Below are 20980 nucleotides of genomic sequence, written 5' to 3'. Positions count from 1 at the left end.
CGTTCGGTGTGCGTATGACGCGCGGCGGGTGCGGTGCGGACCTACGATGCGAAAAAGGCGACCGTACACGCGACCGGAGGGAGCGTGGAGCGCCATGCGCATCGGAGTCCTCACCGCCGGCGGCGACTGCCCCGGGCTCAACGCCGTGATCCGTTCGGTCACCCACCGGGCGCTGACCTACCACGGCGACGAGGTCATCGGCTTCGAGGACGGCTTCAAGGGCCTGCTGGAGGGCCGCTACCGTCCGCTCGACCTCAACTCCGTCAGCGGCATCCTCGCCCGGGGCGGCACCATCCTCGGCTCCTCCCGCCTGGAACGCGCCCGCCTCCACGAGGCCGCCGACAACTGGCGCACCGTGTGCGCCGACTACGGACTCGACGTCCTCATCCCGATCGGCGGCGAGGGTACGCTCACCGCGGCCCGGCTGCTCGCCGAGGCGGGGATGCCGGTGGTCGGCGTCCCCAAGACCATCGACAACGACATCTCCGCCACCGACCGCACCTTCGGCTTCGACACCGCCGTCACCGTCGCCACCGAGGCCATCGACCGCCTCAAGACCACCGCCGAGTCCCACCAGCGCGTCATGGTCGTCGAGGTCATGGGGCGGCACGCCGGGTGGATCGCCCTGGAGTCCGGCATGGCCGGCGGCGCGCACGGCATCTGCCTCCCGGAACGGCCCTTCGACCCCGCCGACCTGGTCGCCATGGTCGAGGAGCGCTTCGCCCGCGGCAAGAAGTTCGCCGTCATCTGCGTCGCCGAGGGCGCCCACCCCGCCGAGGGGACCATGCCGTACGCCCACGGCGAGATCGACGCCTACGGCCACGAGCGCTTCGCCGGGATCGGCACCCGGCTCGCCGGCGAGCTCGAACAGCGGATGGGCAAGGAGGCCCGCCCCGTCATCCTCGGCCACGTCCAGCGCGGCGGCGTCCCCACCGCGTACGACCGCGTGCTCGCCACCCGCTTCGGCTGGCACGCCGTCGAGGCCGCCCACAAGGGCGCCTTCGGCTGCATGACGGCGCTGCGGGGCACCGCCGTGGAACTGGTGCCGCTGGCCGACGCGGTGATGGTGCTCAAGCGGGTGCCGGAGGACCGCATGCAGGAGGCGGAGTCGGTCTTCTGAGCACGCGTCCGGTCACGCGCCGCGCGGTCCGGCGGGCGCGCGCGGCGGACTCACGTACGGTGCCGCGACGCCCAGCGGTAGGTGAGCTCGGGCCGGCCGACCTGCCCGTACTGCGGGGCGCGGACGGCACGGCCGGTCTCCACCAGGTGCTCCAGATAGCGACGGGCCGTGATCCGCGAGACCCCGACGGCCTGGGCGGCCGCGTTCGCCGACAGACCCTCCTCCGCCTCGCGCAGCGCGGTGGTCACCGCCTCCAGGGTGGGGCCGCTGAGGCCCTTGGGGAGCACGGAGCCCTCCGGACTGCGCAGCGCCGCAAGGGCGCGGTCCACCTCGTCCTGGCCCGAGGCCTCGCCGCCGGCGAGTTCGTCGCGGTAGCGGGCCCAGCGCTCCAGCCGGTCGCGCAGGGTGGGGAAGGTGAACGGTTTCAGCAGGTACTGCACCACCCCGACGGAGACGGCCTGGCGCACCACGCCCAGGTCGCGGGCCGAGGTCACGGCCACCACGTCGGCGGTGTGGCCGGCGGCCCGCAGCGTGCGCACCACCTGCAGCCCGTGCCCGTCCGGCAGGTTGAGGTCGAGCAGGATCAGGTCCACCTGGTGGCGTTCGAGGGCGCGCAGCGCCGCACCGCCGGAGTGGGCCACGGCGGTCACCGAGAAACCGGGCAGCCGCTCGACGTAGAGCCGGTGGGCGTCCGCCGCCACCGGGTCGTCCTCGACGACCAGCACCTTGATCATGCCCGCACCTCCCCGCGCAGCGGCAACCGTACGGTGAACGCCGCGCCGCCGCTCGCCGCGCGGTCCAGGTGCACGCCGCCGCCCGCGCGCCGGGCGGTCTGCTCGACCAGCGCGAGACCGAGGCCGCGCCCCTGGCTCTTGGTCGTCCAGCCGCGCCGGAAGACCTCGCGCGCCACCGACGGGTCGACCCCGCGCCCGCTGTCGGCGACCCGCAGCAGCAACTCGCCGCCGTCCGCGCGGGCGGTGACCTCGACATGGGGGCGGGCGGCGTCCTGGCCGGCGCCCTCGACGGCCGCGTCCAAGGCGTTGTCGATCAGGTTGCCCAGGATGGTGACGAGGTCGCGCGAGGTGAGCGAGGCGGGCAGCACACCGTCGTCGATGCGGCTGTCCTCGGTCACGGTCAGCTCCACGCCCCGCTCGCTCGCCTCCGCCGCCTTGCCCAGCAGCAGCGCGGCCAGCACCGGTTCCCCGACCGCCGCCACCACGCGGTCGGTGAGCGCCTGGGCCAGCTCCAGTTCGGCGGTGGCGAACTCCACCGCGTCCTGGGAGCGGCCCAGTTCGATGAGCGAGACGACCGTGTGCAACCGGTTGGAGGCCTCGTGCGCCTGCGAGCGCAGCGCCTCGGCGAAGCCCCGCACGGAGTCCAGTTCACCGGTGAGGGCCTGCAGATCGGTGTGGTCCCGCAGGGTGACCACGGTCCCGCGCCGCTCGCCGCCAAGCACCGGCGAGGTGCTGACCACCACCACGCGCTCCGCGGTGAGATGGACCTCGTCCACCCGCGGCTCGGCCGCCAGCAGCGCCCCGGTCAGCGAGGTGGGCAGCCCGAGTTCGGCGACGTACGAGCCCACCACGTCCCCGGGCAGGCCGAGCAGTTCGCGGGCGGCGTCGTTGCACAGCGCGACCCGGCGGTCGGCGTCCAGCAGGATCAGGCCCTCGCGCACCGCGTGCAGGGTCGCCTGGTGGTAGTCGTACATGCGGCTCAGCTCGTCCGCGGCCATGCCGTGGGTGTGGCGGCGCAGCCGGGCGTTGGCCAGGTAGGTCCCGAGGCCGCCGACCGCCAGGGCCGCGGCCGCGATCCCGATGAGCACCGTCAGCTGGCCGCGCACCTGGTCGGTGATGGTCTCGACCGTGATGCCGACGCTGACCAGCCCGACGATGCGGGCGCCGTCGCGGACCGGGGTGACGACGCGCACGGACGCGCCGAGCGTGCCGGTGTAGGTCTCGGTGAAGGTCTCGCCGCGCTGAGCGGGCCCTATGTGCCCGAGGAAGGGACGGCCTATCTGGGTGGTGTCGCGGTGCGTCCAGCGGATGCCGTCCGGGCTCATGATGGTGATGAAGGACACACCGGTGTCCTGGCGGACCCGCTCCGCGTAGGGCTGGAGCGATGCGCTGGGGTCCTCGCCGCGGATCGCCGCCGCGACCGAGGGGGCGTCGGCCACCGCCCGCGCGGCCGCAGTGACCCGGTCCCGCGCCGCGTCCTCGGCGCGACCGGCGGCGTTGACGTAGACGAGCACCGCGATGCCCGCGACCACCATGGCCACGATGACCACCTGCATCGCGAACAGCTGCCCCGCCAGGCTGCGCGGGCGGCGGCGCGGCCGGGGGCGGCGGAGGCGGTCGAGGAGCGGCATGCCCACCAGTGTGCACAGTTTCCGCGAACTCAATGAACGCAAACGTGACCTGGCTCACTGGGCGGGCGCATAGTCACCGGGACCTACCCGATCGCGGGCGCCAGGGACGGCGCCCGGGTGGACCGAGGAGACCAAGGTGTCAGTGCCGGTACAGAGCCGTACCCAGGGCCGCAGGGACCGTACCCACTACCTGTACATCGCGGTGATCGTCGCCGCGGTCGCCGGCGCCGTGGTCGGCCTCGTCGCGCCCGACGCGGCCGTCGAGTTGAAGCCCATAGGCACCGGGTTCGTGAACCTGATCAAGATGATGATCTCGCCGGTCATCTTCTGCACGATCGTGCTGGGCGTGGGCTCGGTCCGCCAGGCCGCCAAGGTCGGCAAGGTCGGCGGCCTCGCGCTCGGCTACTTCCTGGTGATGTCGTTCGTCGCGCTCGCCATCGGCCTGGTGGTCGGCAACATCCTCCAGCCCGGCGACGGGCTCCACTTGACCGACGCGCTGAAGGACGCGGGCCAGGCCCAGGCCAAGGACGCCCCGGCCGAGAACCTGCCGGACTTCCTGCTGGGCATCATCCCGGTCACCCTGGTGTCCGCCTTCACCGAGGGGCAGGTGCTGCAGACCCTCCTGGTGGCGCTGCTGGTCGGCTTCGGCCTGCAGGCCATGGGGTCGGCGGGCGAGCCGATCCTGCGCGGCGTCGGCCACATCCAGAAGCTGGTCTTCCGCGTCCTGTCCATGATCATGTGGGCGGCCCCCGTCGGCGCCTTCGGCGCGATCGCGGCGGTGGTCGGCTCGGCGGGTGTGGACGCCCTCAAGGCGCTGGCCACGATCATGCTCGGCTTCTACGTCACCTGCCTGATCTTCGTCGTGCTGGTGCTCGGCCTGATGCTCCGGGTCTTCGCCGGGGTCAACCTGTTCCAGCTGCTGAAGTACCTGGGCCGGGAGTTCCTGCTGATCGTCTCCACCTCGTCGTCGGAGTCGGCGCTGCCCCGCCTGATCGCCAAGATGGAGCACCTCGGCGTCAGCCGCCCGGTCGTCGGCATCACCGTGCCGACCGGCTACTCCTTCAACCTCGACGGCACCATGATCTACCTGACCATGGCCTCGCTGTTCATCGCCGACTCGATGGGCCAGCCGCTCGCCATCGGGCAGCAGATCACCCTGCTCCTGTTCATGATGGTCGCCTCCAAGGGGGCCGCCGGCGTCACCGGTGCCGGCCTGGCGACCCTCGCCGGAGCACTCCAGTCGCACAAGCCGGCCCTGGTCGACGGCGTCGGTCTCATCGTCGGCATCGACCGCTTCATGAGCGAGGCGCGCGCCGTCACCAACTTCGCGGGCAACGCGGTCGCCACCGTCCTGATCGGCACGTGGACCAAGGAGTTCGACCGCGAGCAGGCGCGGCGCGTGTTCGCCGGCGAGCTGCCCTTCGACGAGACCACGCTCGTCGACGACGGCCACGGCACGGCACCCGAGCCCGTCCCCGCCGGGAGCGGCAAGGAGTCGGTGACGACGGCCTGACCCGCTGTCACCCCACGAGCGGCCCCGCCGGGCGGATCCCCCTCCGCCCGGCGGGGCCCGCTTTCGTGCGGGGGCACGTAATGCACTGTGTCGCCGGGACCGTCACGCGTCCTGGGACGGGCGCTGACGCAGTTCCGACGACCTGACACCCGTCCTCGACACCCGCCTCTCCCCGCTGGTCTCCCACCCACCCCGCGGACGGGGTGGCCGGACCCCGGGCGAGCCCGAAGGGCGGCACCCGCGTTCGACGGGGCGCCGCCCTTCGGCGGGAACGCGAAGCGCCGCCGCGCGAGTTCGCGCGGCGGCGCTCGGCCCTGGGCGGGGCCTACGCGGGCCGCAGCCAGATCGTCGCCAGCGGTGGCAGCGTGAGCTGCACGCTCTGGCGCCGGCCGTTCCAGCCCACCGGCTCGGACTTCAGCGGCTCGGGGTTGGTGACGTCGCCCCCGCCGTACCTGGCGGCGTCGGTGTTGAGCACCTCGCGCAGTGCCTCCACCCCGTCCGGCAGCCCGATCCGGTAGCCGTGGCGGACGACCGGCGAGAAGTTGCTGACCGCGACGAGCGGGTCCCCGGCCGCGTCGAGGCGAACGAAGGAGAGGACGTTGTCCTCCGCGGCGCCGCCGTCGAGCCAGGAGAAGCCGTCCGGCGTGGTGTCGCGCTGCCACAGCGGCGGCGTGGCCCGGTACACGGTGTTCAGGTCGCGCACGAGGTCCCGTACGCCGCGGTGGTCGCCCGCCGCCGAGTAGGTCTCGTCGAGCAGCCACCAGTCCGGCCCGTGGTCGTGGGACCACTCCGCGCCCTGGGCGAACTCCTGTCCCATGAAGAGCAGTTGCTTGCCCGGATGGGCCCACATGAAGCCGAGGTAGGCACGGTGGTTCGCGCGCTGCTGCCACCAGTCGCCGGGCATCTTGCTCACCAGCGCGCCCTTGCCGTGGACGACCTCGTCGTGCGAGATCGGCAGGACGTAGTTCTCGCTGTACGCGTACACCATCGAGAAGGTCATCTCGTTGTGGTGGTACTTGCGGTGCACCGGCTCGTGCTTGATGTACTCCAGCGAGTCGTGCATCCACCCCATGTTCCACTTCAGGCCGAAGCCGAGACCGCCGAAGCCGGCCGGGCCGACGTGGTGGGTGGGGCGGGTGACGCCGTCCCAGGCGGTGGACTCCTCGGCGATGGTGACGACGCCGGGGCAGCGCCGGTAGACGGTCGCGTTCATCTCCTGCAGGAAGGCGACGGCGTCCAGGTCCTCGCGGCCGCCGTACGCGTTGGGCGCCCACTGGCCGTCCTCGCGCGAGTAGTCCAGGTAGAGCATCGAGGCGACGGCGTCCACCCGCAGCCCGTCGATGTGGAACTCCTCGCACCAGTACACCGCGTTGGCCACCAGGAAGTTGCGGACCTCGGTGCGCCCGAAGTCGAACTCCAGCGTCCCCCAGTCGGGGTGGTCCCCGCGCCACGGGTGCTCGTAGAGGTTCGTGCCGTCGAAGAGCGCCAGCGCCCAGTCGTCCTTGGGGAAGTGGGCCGGTACCCAGTCCATGATGACCCCGATGCCCGCCCGGTGCAGCGCGTCCACCAGGCACCTGAAGTCGTCCGGGGTTCCCATCCGGGCGGTCGGGGCGTAGTACGAGGTGACCTGGTAGCCCCAGGAGCCCCCGAAGGGGTGCTCGGCGACCGGCATCAGCTCCACGTGCGTGAAGCCCAGGTCGCGCACGTACGCCGGCAACTGCTCGGCCAGTTCGCGGTACGACAGCCCCGGCCGCCACGAGGCGAGGTGCACCTCGTAGACCGAGAAGGGCGCCTCGTGCACGGGCACGGAACCGCGCGAGGCCATCCAGTCGGCGTCCTGCCACTCGTGGCGGGAGGCGGTGACGACGGAGGCGGTGTCCGGCGGCTCCTCGGTGCGGCGCGCCATCGGGTCGGCCTTGAGCCGCCGTACCCCGTCCGGCCCGCAGATCTCGAACTTGTAGCGCTGTCCCTCGCCGACCTCGGGCAGGAACAGCTCCCACACGCCGGACGAGCCCAGCGAGCGCATCGGGAAGGCGGTGCCGTCCCAGTAGGTGAAGTCGCCGACCACGCGCACCCCGCGCGCGTTCGGCGCCCACACGGTGAAGCGGGTGCCGGTGACGCCCTCGTGGGTCATCGGTTCGGCGCCCAGCGCCGTCCACAGCTGTTCGTGCCGCCCCTCACGGATCAGATGCAGGTCGAACTCGCCCAGCGCCGGCAGGAAGCGGTACGGGTCGTGCACCTCCCGCTCGTCCCCGTCGTAGGTCACGGCCAGCCGGTACTCCGCGGCCGCGGCCGGCGGCAGCATGCCGCTGAACAGCCCGTCGCCCTCGTCGTGCAGCACCGTCCGCGTCCCGTCGCCGCTGACGACGGCCACGCTCCGCGCGTACGGCCGCAGCGCGCGCAAGGCCACACCGTCGGTGACGGGATGCGCGCCGAGCAGCCCGTGCGGGTCGTGGTGGGCGCCGTCCAGCAGCCGGCGGCGCTCGCCGGGGTCGAGCTCCGGGGCCGGCGGCACGTCGCCCGGGACGGCCGCCGCGGCCGGGGCGACCTCGGGGGCGGGGGGCCGCGCCTGGTGGCCGACCCCCGCGGGAGCGGTCGTGCGCGGAGCGGTGCCCGAGGCGGGCGGCCGCTCGGAGCCGGCGGGGTCGTAGCCGCGCGCCACGGCCTCGGAGGAGCCGGACGCGTCCGGCTGGGGGCGGCCCGCGGCGGCCGGACGCCCGGCCCCGGACTTCGCGGACTTCCCCCCGCGCGCGGGCTTCGCTCCGGCGGCCTTCTGCGGCCGGGTGGCCGAGACCGGCGGGGCCTGCGGGGCGGCGGGGGGCGGCGGGGGCGCCGAGCCCTCGGATCCGGTGCCGCGTGCGGGACGCGCGGTGCGGGCCCGCCCGTTCCCGCCCGGGCCGGGGGTGGCGTCGGGGAACGGCTGGCGATCGGTCACGATCAGGTCCTCCTCGGGTGGGCGCGGGGGCGCCCGGTCAGGGGGTGCCGTCGCGCAGCGGCTGCGCGAGGCGCCGCACTGCGGCCATGGGGATGGGGAGCCAGGCGGGTCGGTGCCTGGCCTCGTAGAGCACTTCGTAGACGGCCTTGTCGGTCTCGTAGGCGCGTATGACGACGGGCTCGTCCCTCGGATCGGTCCCGGCGGCCTCCGCGTAGCCCGCGCAGAAGGCGGCGCGCTGCGTCTCCGCCCACTCGGGCGCCCCGGGGGCCGACGGGTCGTGGTGCCGGGCGGCGTAGTCGAAGGAGCGCAGCATCCCGGCGACATCCTGCACCGGCGGTGCGGGACGGCGGCGTTCGGGGAGCGGCCGGGCCGGCTCGCCCTCGAAGTCGATCAGCACCCATCCCCCGGAGTCCCCCGGTCCCGCGGGCGACGGCGATGCCCCGGTTCGCAGGGCCTGGCCGAGATGGAGGTCGCCGTGGATGCGCTGCGCGGCCAGCACGGTGCCGCTCCTGCCGAGCGCGGCGAGGTCGTCGAAGGCGTTCCGCAGCGCCGCCCGGTACGGCCGCAGGGCCGGCACCGCCGCCGCGGCGGCGTCCAGCCGGCCGGCCATCGCGGCGGCGAGCAGTTCGATCTGCGGGCGGCGCAGCGTGCTCGTCGGCAGGGCGCGCGCCAGCGCCAGGTGCACCTCGGCGGTCGCGCACCCCAGCGCGTGCGCCTCGCCGGAGAAGTCCGTGCCCTCCTCCACCGCCCGCAGGGCGAGTTCCCACGCCCCGGCTGAACCGGGCAGGAAGCGCTGCAGCACGCCGAGCGTGGCGGGTTCGTCGTACAGGCCCACCGCCTCGAACCAGGCGGCGGGCGCCGCGACGCGCGCGGACCCGGCGCGCGCGAGGGCGAGCGAGAGCTCCAGGTCGGGGTTGGGGCCCGGGGCGACCCGCCGGAACAGCTTGAGGATGTGGCTGTCGCCGTAGATGACCGAGCTGTTGGACTGTTCCGCGGTGGACAGCCGCGGCGCGGACCCCGCCGGGATCACCGCGCCCGGCTCGGTGCCGAAGCGCAGATGCCCGGTGCGACCGGGGGCGCGCAGCCGCTCCAGCAGGAGGGAGGTCAGACGGGGGTCGTGCAGCGCCTCGTAGATGGTGAGGCCGTCCAGAGGTCCGCCGACCGCGTGCCCGATCAGCGCCGGCGCGAGCACGGGCGGCAGCAGTGCCCGGGTGCCGAGCAGCAACTGGTAGGTGTCGGGCGGCTGGCCGTGCGCGGCGCCGGGAACGCGCTCCTGCGCCTCGTGGTGCACGTCGAGCAGGAGATGGAGCAGACCGGGGGTGCCCAGTCGCCCGTCGGCGGGCAGCAACTCGGTGGCCGAGACCAGTCCGAAGCCGCCGATCGGCCGCCCCTTCCCGGCGAACCACCGCTGCCGGGGCAGCCACTCCCGCAGCAACGGGCCGAGTGCGGAGAGCAGTCCCGGCGCGGGGGGCACGGTGGTCCCCGGCCGGACTGTGGAAGTGCGAAGCCACGAGGTCTCCGACATGACGTCCTTTCCTCGGGTGCCGGGCCTGCTGGTTCCCTAAGTGAAGGGGCGCGCTGCGGCGATGGTCCGACGAGTGGGACGTGTCGGACGAATATCATCCGAGCCGTGGAGCAATTGGCGTACTTGGCGTACGAGGGACAAGGGCCCGTACAGCATCCGATATGACGCTGGATTCGGCAGGGGGAGCCTGCCCCGGCGGACCGGCACGAAACCGTGCCGGGCCGCCGGGTCGACGTCACCCGGCGGGTGCGCCTACACCGTGTCGCGGCGCAGCCGGAACCAGTAGAAGCCGTGACCGGCGAGAGTCAGCAGGTAGGGCCATTCACCGATGGCGGGGAAGCGCACCCCGCCGATCAGCTCGACGGGGTGCCGGCCACTGAAGGCCCGCAGGTCGAGTTCGGTGGGCTGGGCGAAGCGCGAGAAGTTGTTCACGCACAGGACGAGGTCGTCCTTGTACTCGCGCAGGAAGGCCAGGACCGCCGGGTTGGTGGAGGGCAGTTCGGTGTACGACCCCAGGCCGAAGGCCGGGTTCTGCTTGCGGATCTCGACCATCCGGCGGGTCCAGTGCAGCAGCGAGCTCGGGGAGCTCATCTGGGCTTCGACGTTGGTGACTTGGTAGCCGTAGACCGGGTCCATGATGGTCGGCAGGTAGAGCCGGCCCGGGTCGCAGGAGGAGAAGCCCGCGTTGCGGTCCGGGGTCCACTGCATCGGCGTGCGCACCGCGTCGCGGTCACCGAGCCAGATGTTGTCGCCCATGCCGATCTCGTCGCCGTAGTAGAGGATCGGCGAGCCGGGCAGGGACAGCAGCAGGGCGGTGAAGAGCTCGATCTGGTTGCGGTCGTTGTCCAGCAGCGGGGAGAGCCGGCGCCGGATGCCGATGTTGGCCCGCATGCGCGGGTCCTTGGCGTACTCCGCGTACATGTAGTCGCGCTCTTCGTCCGTCACCATCTCGAGCGTGAGCTCGTCGTGGTTGCGCAGGAAGATGCCCCACTGGCAGTTCCGCGGGATGGCCGGGGTCTTGGCCAGGATCTCCGAGACCGGGTAGCGGGACTCCCGGCGCACCGCCATGAAGATGCGCGGCATGACCGGGAAGTGGAAGGCCATGTGGCACTCGTCGCCGCCCTTGGCGTAGTCGCCGAAGTAGTCGACGACGTCCTCGGGCCACTGGTTGGCCTCGGCGAGCAGCACGGTGTCGGGGTAGTGGGCGTCGATCTCCTCGCGCACCTGCTTGAGGAAGTCGTGGGTGCGCGGCAGGTTCTCGCAGTTGGTGCCCTCCTCCTGGTACAGGTACGGCACCGCGTCCAGCCGGAACCCGTCGATGCCGAGGTCCAGCCAGAAGCGCAGGGCGGCCAGGATCTCCTCCTGCACCTTGGGGTTCTCGTAGTTGAGGTCCGGCTGGTGCGAGAAGAAGCGGTGCCAGTAGTACTGCTTGCGTACCGGGTCGAAGGTCCAGTTGGAGCTCTCGGTGTCGACGAAGATGATGCGGGCGTCCTGGTACTGCTTGTCGTCGTCCGCCCAGACGTAGTAGTCGCCGTAGGGGCCGTCGGGGTCCGTGCGGGACTGCTGGAACCACTCGTGCTGGTCGCTGGTGTGGTTGACGACGAAGTCGATGATCACCCGCATTCCGCGCTGGTGCGCGGCGTCCACGAACTCCACGAAGTCGGCCAGGTCACCGAACTCCGGCAGTACGGCCGTGTAGTCCGAGACGTCGTAGCCGCCGTCGCGCAGGGGCGAGGCGAAGAACGGCGGCAGCCACAGGCAGTCGATGCCCAGCCACTGCAGATAGTCCAGTTTGGCGGTGAGTCCCTTGAGGTCGCCGATGCCGTCGCCATTGCTGTCCTGGAAGGACCGTACGAGCACTTCGTAGAAGACGGCACGCTTGAACCAGTCGGGATCCCGGTCCTTCGCGGGTGTGTCTTCGAACGTGTCAGGTACGGGTTCGTTGACGATCAAGTGGGTGACCCTCCTGTCGATGGAGTAGGTCGCAGGGTGAGGATGTGCGCGGGCGTACGGCCCGGCTCGAGGCGCACATAGTTGTCCCTGCCCCAGTGGTAGGTCTCGCCGGTGAGCTCGTCGCGCACCGGGGTGGACTCGTGCCATGCGAGGCCGAGTTCCGGCATGTTCAACGAGACGGTCGCCTCCTGGGTGTGGTGCGGGTCCAGGTTGACGACCACCAGTACGACATCGCTGCCGTCGCCCGAGCGCTTGGAGTACGCCATCACCGCGTCGTTGTTCACCGGGTGGAAGCGCAGGTTGCGCAGCTGCTGGAGCGCGGGGTGGCGGCGTCGCAGCCGGTTCAGCGTGGTGAGCAGCGGAGCCAGCGAACGGCCGTCGGCCTCGGCTGCCGCCCAGTCACGGGGCTTGAGCTCGTACTTCTCCGAGTGTAGGTACTCTTCGCTTCCCTCGCGCACCGGCGCGTTCTCACAGAGCTCATATCCCGCGTACACCCCCCAAGTGGGGGAAAGGGTCGCCGCCAGGACCGCGCGCGCCTCGAACGCCGGGCGGCCGCCCTGCTGCAGGTAGGCGTGGAGGATGTCCGGGGTGTTGACGAAGAAGTTCGGCCGCATGTAGCTCGCGGCCTCGCCGGACAGCTCGGTCAGGTACTCCGTCAGTTCCTGCTTGCCGTTGCGCCAGGTGAAGTACGTGTACGACTGCTGGAAGCCGATCTGGGCCAGCGTGTGCATCATCGCCGGACGGGTGAACGCCTCGGCCAGGAAGATGACGTCGGGGTCCGTCCGGTTGATGTCGGCGATGACCTTCTCCCAGAAGACCACCGGCTTGGTGTGCGGGTTGTCGACCCGGAAGATCCGCACCCCGTGGTCCATCCAGTGCCGCAGCACCCGCTCGGTCTCCGCCACGATGCCGGCCATGTCGGCGTCGAAGGCGATCGGGTAGATGTCCTGGTACTTCTTCGGCGGGTTCTCGGCATACGCGATCGAGCCGTCCGCCCGGCGGGTGAACCACTCGGGGTGCTTGCCGACCCACGGGTGGTCGGGGGAGCACTGCAGGGCGAAGTCCAGGGCGATCTCCAGGCGCAGCTCGCGGGCCCGCTCCACGAAGAAGTCGAAGTCCTCGAGCGTGCCGAGATCGGGGTGGACGGCGTCGTGGCCGCCCTCCGGGGAGCCGATCGCCCAGGGCGAGCCCACATCGTGCGGGCCGGGGGTGAGCGTGTTGTTCGGCCCCTTGCGGAACGCTGCTCCGATCGGGTGAACGGGCGGCAGATAGACCACGTCGAAGCCCATCGCCGCGATCGCCGGCAGCCGCTGCGCCGCCGTCCGGAAGGTGCCGGACCGCGGCGGCGCCTGGCCCGTGGGATCCACCACCGCCCCTTCGGAGCGGGGGAACATCTCGTACCAGGACCCGAACAGCGCCCGCGGCCGCTCCACCTGGAGGGCCGCCGGCCGGGAGGCGCTCACCAGATCGCGTAGCGGATGGCGGGCGAGCACCGCCACCACATCGGGTCCCAGGGCGGCGGCGTGGCGCTCGCCGGGCGTCCGGGACGCGTCGCGCAGGGCGTCGACCGCGGCCAGCACCACGGCCCGGCCGTCTTTCTTGGGTACTCCGGCCGCCGCACGCTCGTGCAGTTCGGCCCCCTCGGCGAGGACCAGTTCGGTGTCGATGCCTGCCGGGATCTTGATGCCCGCGTGGTGCCGCCAGGTGGCCACCGGATCGCTCCAGGCCTCCACCGTGTACGTCCAGCGGCCCTCGGAGGTGGGTGTCACCTCGGCGCCCCACCGGTCGGTGCCGGGGGCGAGTTCGCGCATCGGGGTCCAGGTGCCGGAGCGGCCCGCGGGATTGCGCAGGACCACGTTCGCCGACACCGCGTCATGTCCTTCCCGGAACACCGTGGCGGTGACCTGGAAGGTCTCCCCGACCACCGCCTTGGCGGGGCGGCGGCCGCAGTCGACCAGCGGGCGGACGTCCAGGACGGGGATACGACCGATCATTGCGCCTCACCTGTTCGTGCCGGTGGCCGGGCGGGTACCTTCCGCTCTTTTTAGCTGCTCCTTCGGATGCCTGCCTGTGGGCATGACCGCTCCTGTCCGCGTTCACTCGGGTGGGCGGATACGAGTTGTGGTGTGGGAGGGTTCGGCGCCGCGTCGCGCAAGGGTGAGCCTGCCCATTGGATGACGGTCGAATACTCCCCGGGAAGGGGTACTGGCGCGTAAGTTGCGCGCCGGGCGGATGCGACGGCGCCCATGCGCCGACAACCGGCCACCGCCCGGCGGGGAGGCGCGCACGGCCCGCCGGGGCGCCGGGCCGCCGCCCGTGACCCGGAGCGGGCCGCCCGTCGTACCCTCCGCGGTGCACCCGGCCAGGCGGCTGTGCTGCGGCCGGCGTACTCCGCCGCCCGACACGCTGACGAGGTGTCCGCCGGGCGGTGTGCGGGGGCCGCGGGACGCCCGGGGCGTCCCGGTACGCCTGGGTACGGGCGGCGCGCGGCGTCCGCCGGCCGCGGGGTGTTGGGCCCCCGGTTGTCACCACCGCACCGAAAGATGCCGCTACCGTCGGAGATGTGAAGGCTATTCGTCGATTCACCGTGCGAACCGTCCTGCCCGAACCACTACGTCCGCTGGGGGAGCTCGCGCAGAATCTGCGCTGGTCCTGGCACACCGAGACCCGCGAACTGTTCCAGTCCGTCGACCCCGAGGGCTGGAGAGCGGCGGCCGGCGACCCGGTGCGGCTGCTCGGCGCCGTCTCGAAGGACCGCCTGAACGCCCTCGCCAAGGACCGCAGGTTCCTCCGCCGGCTCGGTACCGCCGTCGAGGACCTCCACGACTATCTCGGCAACCCGCGCTGGTACCAGGGCGCCGGGGGGGCCGGGGAACTTCCCTCCGCCGTCGCCTACTTCTCGCCGGAGTTCGGCATCACCGCCGCGTTGCCGCAGTACTCCGGCGGCCTCGGCATCCTGGCCGGCGACCACCTCAAGGCCGCCAGCGACCTGGGCGTGCCGCTCATCGGTGTCGGCCTGCTCTACCGGCACGGCTACTTCCGCCAGTCCCTGTCCCGGGACGGCTGGCAGCAGGAGCACTACCCGGTGCTCGACCCCAACGAGCTGCCGCTGACCCTGCTGCGGGACGAGGACGGCGGCCCCGTCCTTGTCGTCCTGGACCTGCCCGGCGGACGCAGCCTGCGCGCCCACGTCTGGCTGGCCCGGGTCGGGCGGGTCCCGCTGCTGCTCCTCGACTCCGACGTCGAGGAGAACCACCCCAACGAACGGGACGTCACCGACCGCCTGTACGGCGGCGGGAGCGAGCACCGGCTGCTCCAGGAGATGCTGCTCGGCATCGGCGGCGTCCGCGCCGTGCGCACCTACTGCGCGCTGACCGGGCATCCGGAGCCCGAGGTCTTCCACACCAACGAGGGGCACGCCGGCTTCCTCGGCCTGGAGCGCATCCGCGAGCTCACGGCCGACGGAGAAGGGCCGGATTTCGACTCAGCCCTGGAGGCCGTGCGCGCCGGGACGGTCTTCACCACCCACACCCCGGTGCCCGCCGGCATCGACCGCTTCGACCGCGAGCTGGTCGCCCGGCACCTCGGCGACGACGGCGAGCTGCGCGGGGTCGACGTCCAGCGGGTGCTGGAGCTGGGGATGGAGACCTACCCCGGCGGTGACCCCAACGTCTTCAACATGGCCGTCATGGGGCTTCGGCTCGCCCAGCGCGCCAACGGCGTCTCCACCCTGCACGGCGGCGTCAGCCGGGAGATGTTCGCCGGGCTGTGGCCGGGCTTCGACCCGGAGGAGGTGCCGATCACCTCCATCACCAACGGCGTCCACGCCCCCACCTGGGTCGCGCCCGAGGTGTTCCGGCTCGGCGCCAAGCAGGCAGGCGTCCAGAACGCCGAGGACGCGATGACCACCGGGCTCGCCGACACCTGGGAGAGCGTCTCCCGCATCCCCGACGCGGCGATCTGGGAACTGCGACGGGAGCTGCGCGAGCAGCTGGTGCGGGAGGTGCGCCGCAGGGTGCGCGCCTCCTGGCGGCAGCGCGGCGCCGGTTCGGCCGAGCTGGGCTGGGTCGACGACGTCCTCGATCCGGACGTGCTCACCATCGGCTTCGCGCGCCGGGTCCCGTCCTACAAGCGCCTCACCCTGATGCTGCGCGACCAGGACCGGCTGATGGAGCTGCTGCTCCACCCGACCCGGCCGATCCAGATCGTCGTCGCGGGCAAGGCCCATCCGGCCGACGACAGCGGCAAGCGGCTGGTGCAGGAGCTCGTGCGCTTCGCCGACGACCCGAGGGTCCGGCACCGCATCGTCTTCCTGCCGGACTACGACATGGCCATGGCCCAGCACCTCTACCCCGGGTGCGACGTCTGGCTCAACAACCCGCTGCGGCCGCTGGAGGCGTGCGGCACCTCGGGCATGAAGGCCGCGCTGAACGGCTGTCTCAATCTGTCCGTCCTGGACGGCTGGTGGGACGAGTGGTTCGACGGCAACAACGGGTGGGCGATCCCCACCGCTGACGGCTTCGGCGCGGCCGGCGACCCCGACCGCCGCGACGACATCGAGGCGGCCGCGCTCTACGACCTGATCGAGACCCAGGTCGCGCCCCGGTTCTACGACCGCGGCGGGCACGGGCTGCCGGTCCGCTGGATCGAGATGGTCCGGCACACCCTGAGCACGCTGGGGCCGAAGGTGCTCGCCGGGCGCATGGTGCGCGAGTACGTCACCCGGCTGTACGCGCCCGCAGCCGGAGCCCACCGTCTGGCGAGCGGCGCCGAGGCCGGTGAACTCGCCGCGTGGAAGCGGCGGGTGCGCGAGCAGTGGCCCAGCGTCGCCGTCGACCACGTGGAGACCGGCGCCTCGGTGGGAGGGTCGCCGGAGCTGGGCAGCACGCTCACCCTGCGCGTCCAGGTGGCCCTCGGCGCCCTGGAGCCCGCGGACGTGGACGTGCAGGTCGTGTCCGGCCGGGTCGACGAATCCGACCGGATCGCCGACCCGACGGTGGTCTCCCTGAAACCGGCCGGGCGGCCGGACCTGGAGGGCCGCTGGCTCTACGAGGGGCCGCTCACCCTCGACCGCACGGGCCCCTTCGGCTACACCGTGCGGGTCCTGCCGATGCACCGGCTGCTGGCCTCGGTGGCGGAGCTCGGGCTCATCGCCGTACCGCCCGAGGCGGCGGGGATGACGGCCGGCGTGCTGCGCTGAGCCGGACCTCCACCGGGAACGGGACCGGGCCCCGGCCGTCGTTGACGACGGCCGGGGCCCGGCGTGTGCGGTCAGCCGACGGGGATCAGCTGCTGGTGTTCACCGCGGTGTCGTCGACCACGAAGCTCGTCTGCAGCGAGGAGTCCTCGGTGCCGGTGAACTTCAGGGTGACGGTGGAGCCGGCGAAGGAGTTCAGGCTGAAGGACTTCTGGGTGTACCCGGTGGCCTTGTTGAGGTTGGAGTAGGTGGCCAGGGTGGTCGACCCGGCCGTGACGGTCAGCTTGTCGTACTGGGTGCTGGTGGTCGTCTCCGCGGAGTCGATGTGCAGCCAGAAGGTGAAGGTCGCCTTGCAGCCGGCCGGGATCGTCACCGACTGGGTGAGCGTGTCGGTGTGGGTCGAGCCGTAGCCGTCCAGCCACGCCTTGTACGAACCGCCGTGGGCGGCCTGGCCGCTGTCGTTGGTGATCACACCGCTGGTCGCCGTCCAGGAGGCGCTGCCCGACTCGAAGCCCGGGTTGCCGAGCAGTTGCGCCGAGGTGCAGCTGCCGGGGGTGGAGACGGTCCAGGTGAACGAGGCGGTGCCGGTCTTGGCGGCGGAGTCGGTGACCGTGACCGTGGTGTTGTACGTGCCCGCGGTGGTCGGGGTGCCGGAGATCAGACCCGTGGAGCTGTTGATCGACAGGCCGGCCGGCAGGCCGCTCGCCGCGTAGCTCAGCGCGCCGCTGTTGGTGCTGCTGGCCTGGATCTGCAGGCTGACGGCGGTGCCGACGGTGCTGCTCTGGTTGCCCGGGTTGGTGACCGTGACGCCCGAGACGGGCGCGTGGCTGCCGACGCCGATGCCCGCGAAGGCGTTCTGCACGCCCGCGTACTGGGCGGAGCCCGCGCCGTAGAGGGCCTGGGCGGCGTTCAGGGCGGCGGTGCGGGCGGCCGCGTAGTTGGTGCTGCTGGTCATGTACGTGGTCAGCGCCTTGTACCAGATCTGCAGCGCGGCGGCGCGGCCGATGCCGGCGACGGCGATGCCGTCGGCGGTCGGGCTGTTGTAGCTGACGCCGTTGATGACCTTGGCGCCGCTGCCCTCGGCGAGCAGGTAGAACATGTGGTTCGCCGGGCCCGAGGAGTAGTGGACGTCCAGGTTGCCGACGCCGGAGTACCAGTTGTCGGGCGACGTGCCGTCGCGGGACGGCTTGTCCTGGTACCGCAGCGGGGTGCCGTCGCCGTTGATGTCGATCTTCTCGCCGATGAGGTAGTCACCGACGTCGGTGCTGTTGTTGGCGTAGAACTCGACGCCCGTGCCGAAGATGTCGGAGGTCGCCTCGTTGAGGCCGCCGGACTCGCCCGAGTAGGTGAGGTTCGCCGTGGCAGAGGTGACGCCGTGGCTCATCTCGTGACCGGCGACGTCCAGCGAGGTCAGGGCGTGGGTGTTGCCCGAGCCGTCGCCGTAGGTCATGCAGAAGCAGCTGTCGTCCCAGAAGGCGTTGACGTAGCCGCTGCTGTAGTGGACCCGCGAGTACGCGGCGACACCGTCGTTGCGGATGCCGCTGCGGCCGAAGGTGTTCTTGTAGAAGTCCCAGGTCGTCTGGGCGCCGTAGGCCGCGTCCGCGCCGGCGGTCTGGGTGTTGGAGCCGGTGCCGTCGCCCCACACGTCGTCGGCGTCGGTGAACAGCGTCCCGGTGCCGGAGGTGCCGCGGTTGAGGTTGTACGTCTTGTGGCCGCCGCGGGTCGTGTCGTTCAGCTGGTACGTCGAGCCGGACAGCGTCGTGGAGAGCGACACCTGGCCGCTGTACTGGGTGTTGCCGGTGCCGGTCTTGACGTCCTGGAACCGGTACAGCTCCTTGCCCGTGACGGCGTCGGTGACGACGTGCAGCCGGCTCGGCGTGCCGTCGTCCTGCAGACCGCTCACCACGGTCTCCCAGGCGAGCTTCGGCGTGCCCTGGCCGGCCCAGATCACCTTGCGGGCGTTGTCGGCCGCGGGGGCCTTGGCGTCCAGTGCCTTGGCGGTCTTGAGCGCGGCGGTGGTGGCGGTGGACTCGGCGACCTTCGGCGTCGTCGAGGCGACCGTGATCCGCTTGTTCGTGTTGAACGTCGTGCCGAGTGTGCCGGCGCCCTTGGCGGGCGTGTGCACCACGAGGTCGCCGCCCAGCACCGGGAGCCCGGCGTAGGTGCGCTCGTAGCGGGTGTGCAGCGTGCCGTCGGCGTCCTTGACGACGTCCTTGACGACCAGCTTCTCCTTGCTGCCCAGGCCGAGCGACTGGGCCGTGACGGCCGTGCTGCCGCTCGCGCTCTTGATCAGGGCGGTGCGCTGGGCAGGGGTGAGCTTCGCCTCGAGGGCTCCGGTGCGGAGCCCGCTCGCGTGGGGGGCGGCGTTCGCCGTGGCGGACGTGGCCGGTATGCCGACGGCGATGAACGCGGCGGTGGCGACCACGCTGGCGGCCGCGACTGCCTTGCGGGGGGATCGTCTCACTCGGACTCCTACTGCGTCGGCCGCGGTTGGCGGCCGGGGACAGCCGGGCAGACGGGGTGTGCTGCCCGGGCGGAACTAGCCGTGCGGGTGGGACGTGCGGAGTTCGGCCGGGCGTGTCAGCACGAAGCGGCGCGGTGTGGGCGTACTGACAGCCGACCGGGGGAAGAGTGCCACTGTTCATGGCTTGGTGTCATGTACGTGGCGAGAAGTTGGCCGAATTCGTCCTGTGAGGGCAACAGCTGGTTCGCTTTACGGACATCTGCCGCCCTGCGGACGGGGAGCCGGACCCCCGAGCGCCCGGCTCCCCGTGGGTGTGGCTCAGCTCACGCGCGTGCCGACGTTCACCGCGGCCCAGGTGTTGGCCACCGTGTTGTACGTCGCGCTGCCCGCCCCGAAGAGGTCGGCCGCGGCCTGCAGGGTGGCGGTCCGCGCCCCCGCGTAGTCGGTGCGCGAGGTCATGTAGGTGGTCAGCGCCCTGTACCAGACGGCCACCGCGTTGGCCCGGCCGATGCCGGGCACCGCGAGCCCGTCGTAGGTGGCGCTGCTGTAGGTCACGCCGTTGACGGTCTTGGTTCCGCTGCCCTCGGACAGCAGGTAGAAGAAGTGGTTGGCGACCCCGGAGGAGTAGTGCACGTCGAGCCGTCCGACGTTCTTGGACCAGTAGTCCGCCGAGGAGCCGTCCTTGGAGGGCCTGTCCATGTAGCGCAGCGGGGTGCCGTTGCCGTTGATGTCGATCTTCTCGCCGATGAGGTAGTCGCCGGGGTCGCTGCCGTTGGCGGCGTAGAACTCCACCGCCGTGCCGAGGATGTCGGAGGTCGCCTCGTTCAGGCCTCCGGGCTCCCCGCTGTAGCGGAGGTTGGCCGTGGCCGCTGTGACGCCGTGGGTCATCTCGTGGCCCGCGACGTCCAGTGAGGTGAGCGGCCGCTGGTTGCCGGCGCCGTCGCCGTAGGTCATGCAGAAGCAGCTGTCGGACCAGAACGCGTTGACGTAGGCGTTCCCGTAGTGGACCCGGGAGTAGGCGCCGACGCCGTCGTTGCGGATGCCGTTGCGGCCGAAGGTGTTCTTGTAGAAGTCCCAGGTCTCCTGGGCGCCGTAGGCCGCGTCCACTCCAGCGGTCTGGCGGCTGGAGGTGCTGCCGTTGCCCCAGACGTCGTCGGCGTCGGTGAACAGGGTGCCGGTGCCGGAGGTGCCGCCGTTCAGGTCGTACGTCCTGTGGCCTCCCCGGGCCGCATCGGTCAGCTGGTACACGGAGCCGGACAGCGCGGTGCCGATGGTCACCTGTCCGCTGTACTGGCTGTTGCCGATGCCGGACGTGACCGCCTCGTAGGAGGTCAGTTTCTTGCCGGTGGCCGCGTCGGTGATGGTGTGCAGCTCGCTCGGCGTCCCGTCGTGCCGGGTGCCGGTGGTGACGGTCTCCCAGGCGAGCACGGCCGCGCCGGTGCCGACCCATACCACCTTGCGCGCGCCCGCGGCCGGGGCGGAGCGCTGCGCGGTCGTGGTGACGAGGCTGATCGGGGCGCTGGACGCCCGGGTGACCCGGGCCGTCGAACCGTCGGCCGCCCGGTGGACCACCAGGTCGCCGCCTAGTACGGGGAGCCCCGCGTAGGTGCGCTGGTAGCGGGTGTGGAGGGTGCCGTCGGCGTCCTCGACGACGTCGGTGGGGACCAACTGCTCCCTGGCTCCCAGGTGCAGCGACCGCGCGGTCGCCGCGCGGTCGGCTGCCGCGGCCCTGAGCAGACCGGCCCGCCGGGTGGGGGAGAGCCTGACCTGCAGGGAACCGGGGTCGGGGAGAGCCCGGACGGTGGACCCCCTGCCCTCATCGGCGCGGGCGGTGGCCGGCGAGGTCTGGAGGGCGACGCCCAGCAGCGCGGCCATGGCCACCAGAGTGCCGGTGGCTATCGCGCTGCG

Annotated in this window: 11 protein-coding genes; 3 read left to right on the top strand and 8 right to left on the bottom strand. The window is 72.1% G+C overall.

The genetic code is table 11. The annotated features are described in order from the left end of the window. The first annotated feature begins 94 nt into the window (after positions 1 to 94). Positions 95 to 1120, top strand: a complete 1026-nt coding sequence (locus ACWDAS_RS06500) for an ATP-dependent 6-phosphofructokinase (RefSeq protein WP_450387710.1) — start codon at positions 95 to 97, stop codon at positions 1118 to 1120. 50 nt (positions 1121 to 1170) lie between these two features. Here ACWDAS_RS06500 and ACWDAS_RS06495 read toward each other — a convergent pair whose 3' ends face one another. Both ACWDAS_RS06495 and ACWDAS_RS06490 read right to left on the bottom strand, forming a co-directional pair. Continuing rightward, complete coding sequence (locus ACWDAS_RS06495; protein WP_450387709.1) at positions 1171 to 1854, bottom strand: response regulator; 684 nt, start codon at positions 1852 to 1854, stop codon at positions 1171 to 1173. After that, entirely contained in the window at positions 1851 to 3485 is a 1635-nt protein-coding gene (locus ACWDAS_RS06490; RefSeq protein ID WP_450387708.1) for a sensor histidine kinase, read from the bottom strand. The genes ACWDAS_RS06495 and ACWDAS_RS06490 overlap by 4 nt, the downstream gene beginning before the upstream one ends. Before the next feature lie 142 nt (positions 3486 to 3627). Between ACWDAS_RS06490 and ACWDAS_RS06485 the strand changes: the two genes are divergently transcribed. After that, positions 3628 to 4998: a cation:dicarboxylate symporter family transporter gene (locus ACWDAS_RS06485; protein ID WP_450387922.1), complete on the top strand. Its 1371-nt coding sequence runs from the start codon at positions 3628 to 3630 to the stop codon at positions 4996 to 4998. Between the two features lie 325 nt (positions 4999 to 5323). On the opposite strand, the gene glgB is transcribed toward ACWDAS_RS06485, so the two are convergent. The 4 genes from glgB to ACWDAS_RS06465 form a co-directional block, all read right to left on the bottom strand. Beyond that, positions 5324 to 7933, bottom strand: coding sequence for a 1,4-alpha-glucan branching enzyme (glgB, locus tag ACWDAS_RS06480; RefSeq protein ID WP_450387707.1), 2610 nt, complete (start codon positions 7931 to 7933; stop codon positions 5324 to 5326). A 37-nt stretch (positions 7934 to 7970) separates the two neighbouring features. Then, complete coding sequence (locus ACWDAS_RS06475) at positions 7971 to 9458, bottom strand: maltokinase N-terminal cap-like domain-containing protein (protein ID WP_450387706.1); 1488 nt, start codon at positions 9456 to 9458, stop codon at positions 7971 to 7973. Between the two features lie 252 nt (positions 9459 to 9710). Beyond that, a complete protein-coding gene (treS, locus tag ACWDAS_RS06470; RefSeq protein ID WP_450387705.1) occupies positions 9711 to 11411 on the bottom strand; it encodes a maltose alpha-D-glucosyltransferase in 1701 nt (566 codons plus the stop codon). Next, on the bottom strand, positions 11408 to 13405 hold the full coding sequence (locus ACWDAS_RS06465; RefSeq protein ID WP_450387704.1) for an alpha-1,4-glucan--maltose-1-phosphate maltosyltransferase: 1998 nt from the start codon (positions 13403 to 13405) through the stop codon (positions 11408 to 11410). The genes treS and ACWDAS_RS06465 overlap by 4 nt, the downstream gene beginning before the upstream one ends. A 569-nt stretch (positions 13406 to 13974) precedes the next feature. Between ACWDAS_RS06465 and glgP the strand changes: the two genes are divergently transcribed. Beyond that, a complete protein-coding gene (gene glgP / locus ACWDAS_RS06460; protein ID WP_450387703.1) occupies positions 13975 to 16611 on the top strand; it encodes an alpha-glucan family phosphorylase in 2637 nt (878 codons plus the stop codon). Positions 16612 to 16696: 85 nt separating this feature from the next. On the opposite strand, the gene ACWDAS_RS06455 is transcribed toward glgP, so the two are convergent. After that, on the bottom strand, positions 16697 to 19072 hold the full coding sequence (locus tag ACWDAS_RS06455) for a M4 family metallopeptidase (protein ID WP_450387702.1): 2376 nt from the start codon (positions 19070 to 19072) through the stop codon (positions 16697 to 16699). 318 nt (positions 19073 to 19390) lie between these two features. Continuing rightward, positions 19391 to 20947: a M4 family metallopeptidase gene (locus ACWDAS_RS06450; RefSeq protein ID WP_450387921.1), complete on the bottom strand. Its 1557-nt coding sequence runs from the start codon at positions 20945 to 20947 to the stop codon at positions 19391 to 19393. Positions 20948 to 20980: the final 33 nt, after the last annotated feature.

This window comes from Streptomyces sp. NPDC001070 (assembly GCF_053598835.1).
The sequence above is the reverse complement of the archived record's forward strand: the minus strand, read 5'-3'. Positions and strand labels throughout refer to the sequence as shown.

Coding starts and splice junctions, on each gene's coding strand:
- ACWDAS_RS06500 (WP_450387710.1), top strand. CDS start 95: ATGCGCATCGGAGTCCTCACCGCCGGCGGCGACTGCCCCGGGCTCAAC.
- ACWDAS_RS06495 (WP_450387709.1), bottom strand. CDS start 1,854: ATGATCAAGGTGCTGGTCGTCGAGGACGACCCGGTGGCGGCGGACGCC.
- ACWDAS_RS06490 (WP_450387708.1), bottom strand. CDS start 3,485: ATGCCGCTCCTCGACCGCCTCCGCCGCCCCCGGCCGCGCCGCCGCCCG.
- ACWDAS_RS06475 (WP_450387706.1), bottom strand. CDS start 9,458: ATGTCGGAGACCTCGTGGCTTCGCACTTCCACAGTCCGGCCGGGGACC.
- ACWDAS_RS06465 (WP_450387704.1), bottom strand. CDS start 13,405: ATGATCGGTCGTATCCCCGTCCTGGACGTCCGCCCGCTGGTCGACTGC.
- ACWDAS_RS06450 (WP_450387921.1), bottom strand. CDS start 20,947: ATGGCCGCGCTGCTGGGCGTCGCCCTCCAGACCTCGCCGGCCACCGCC.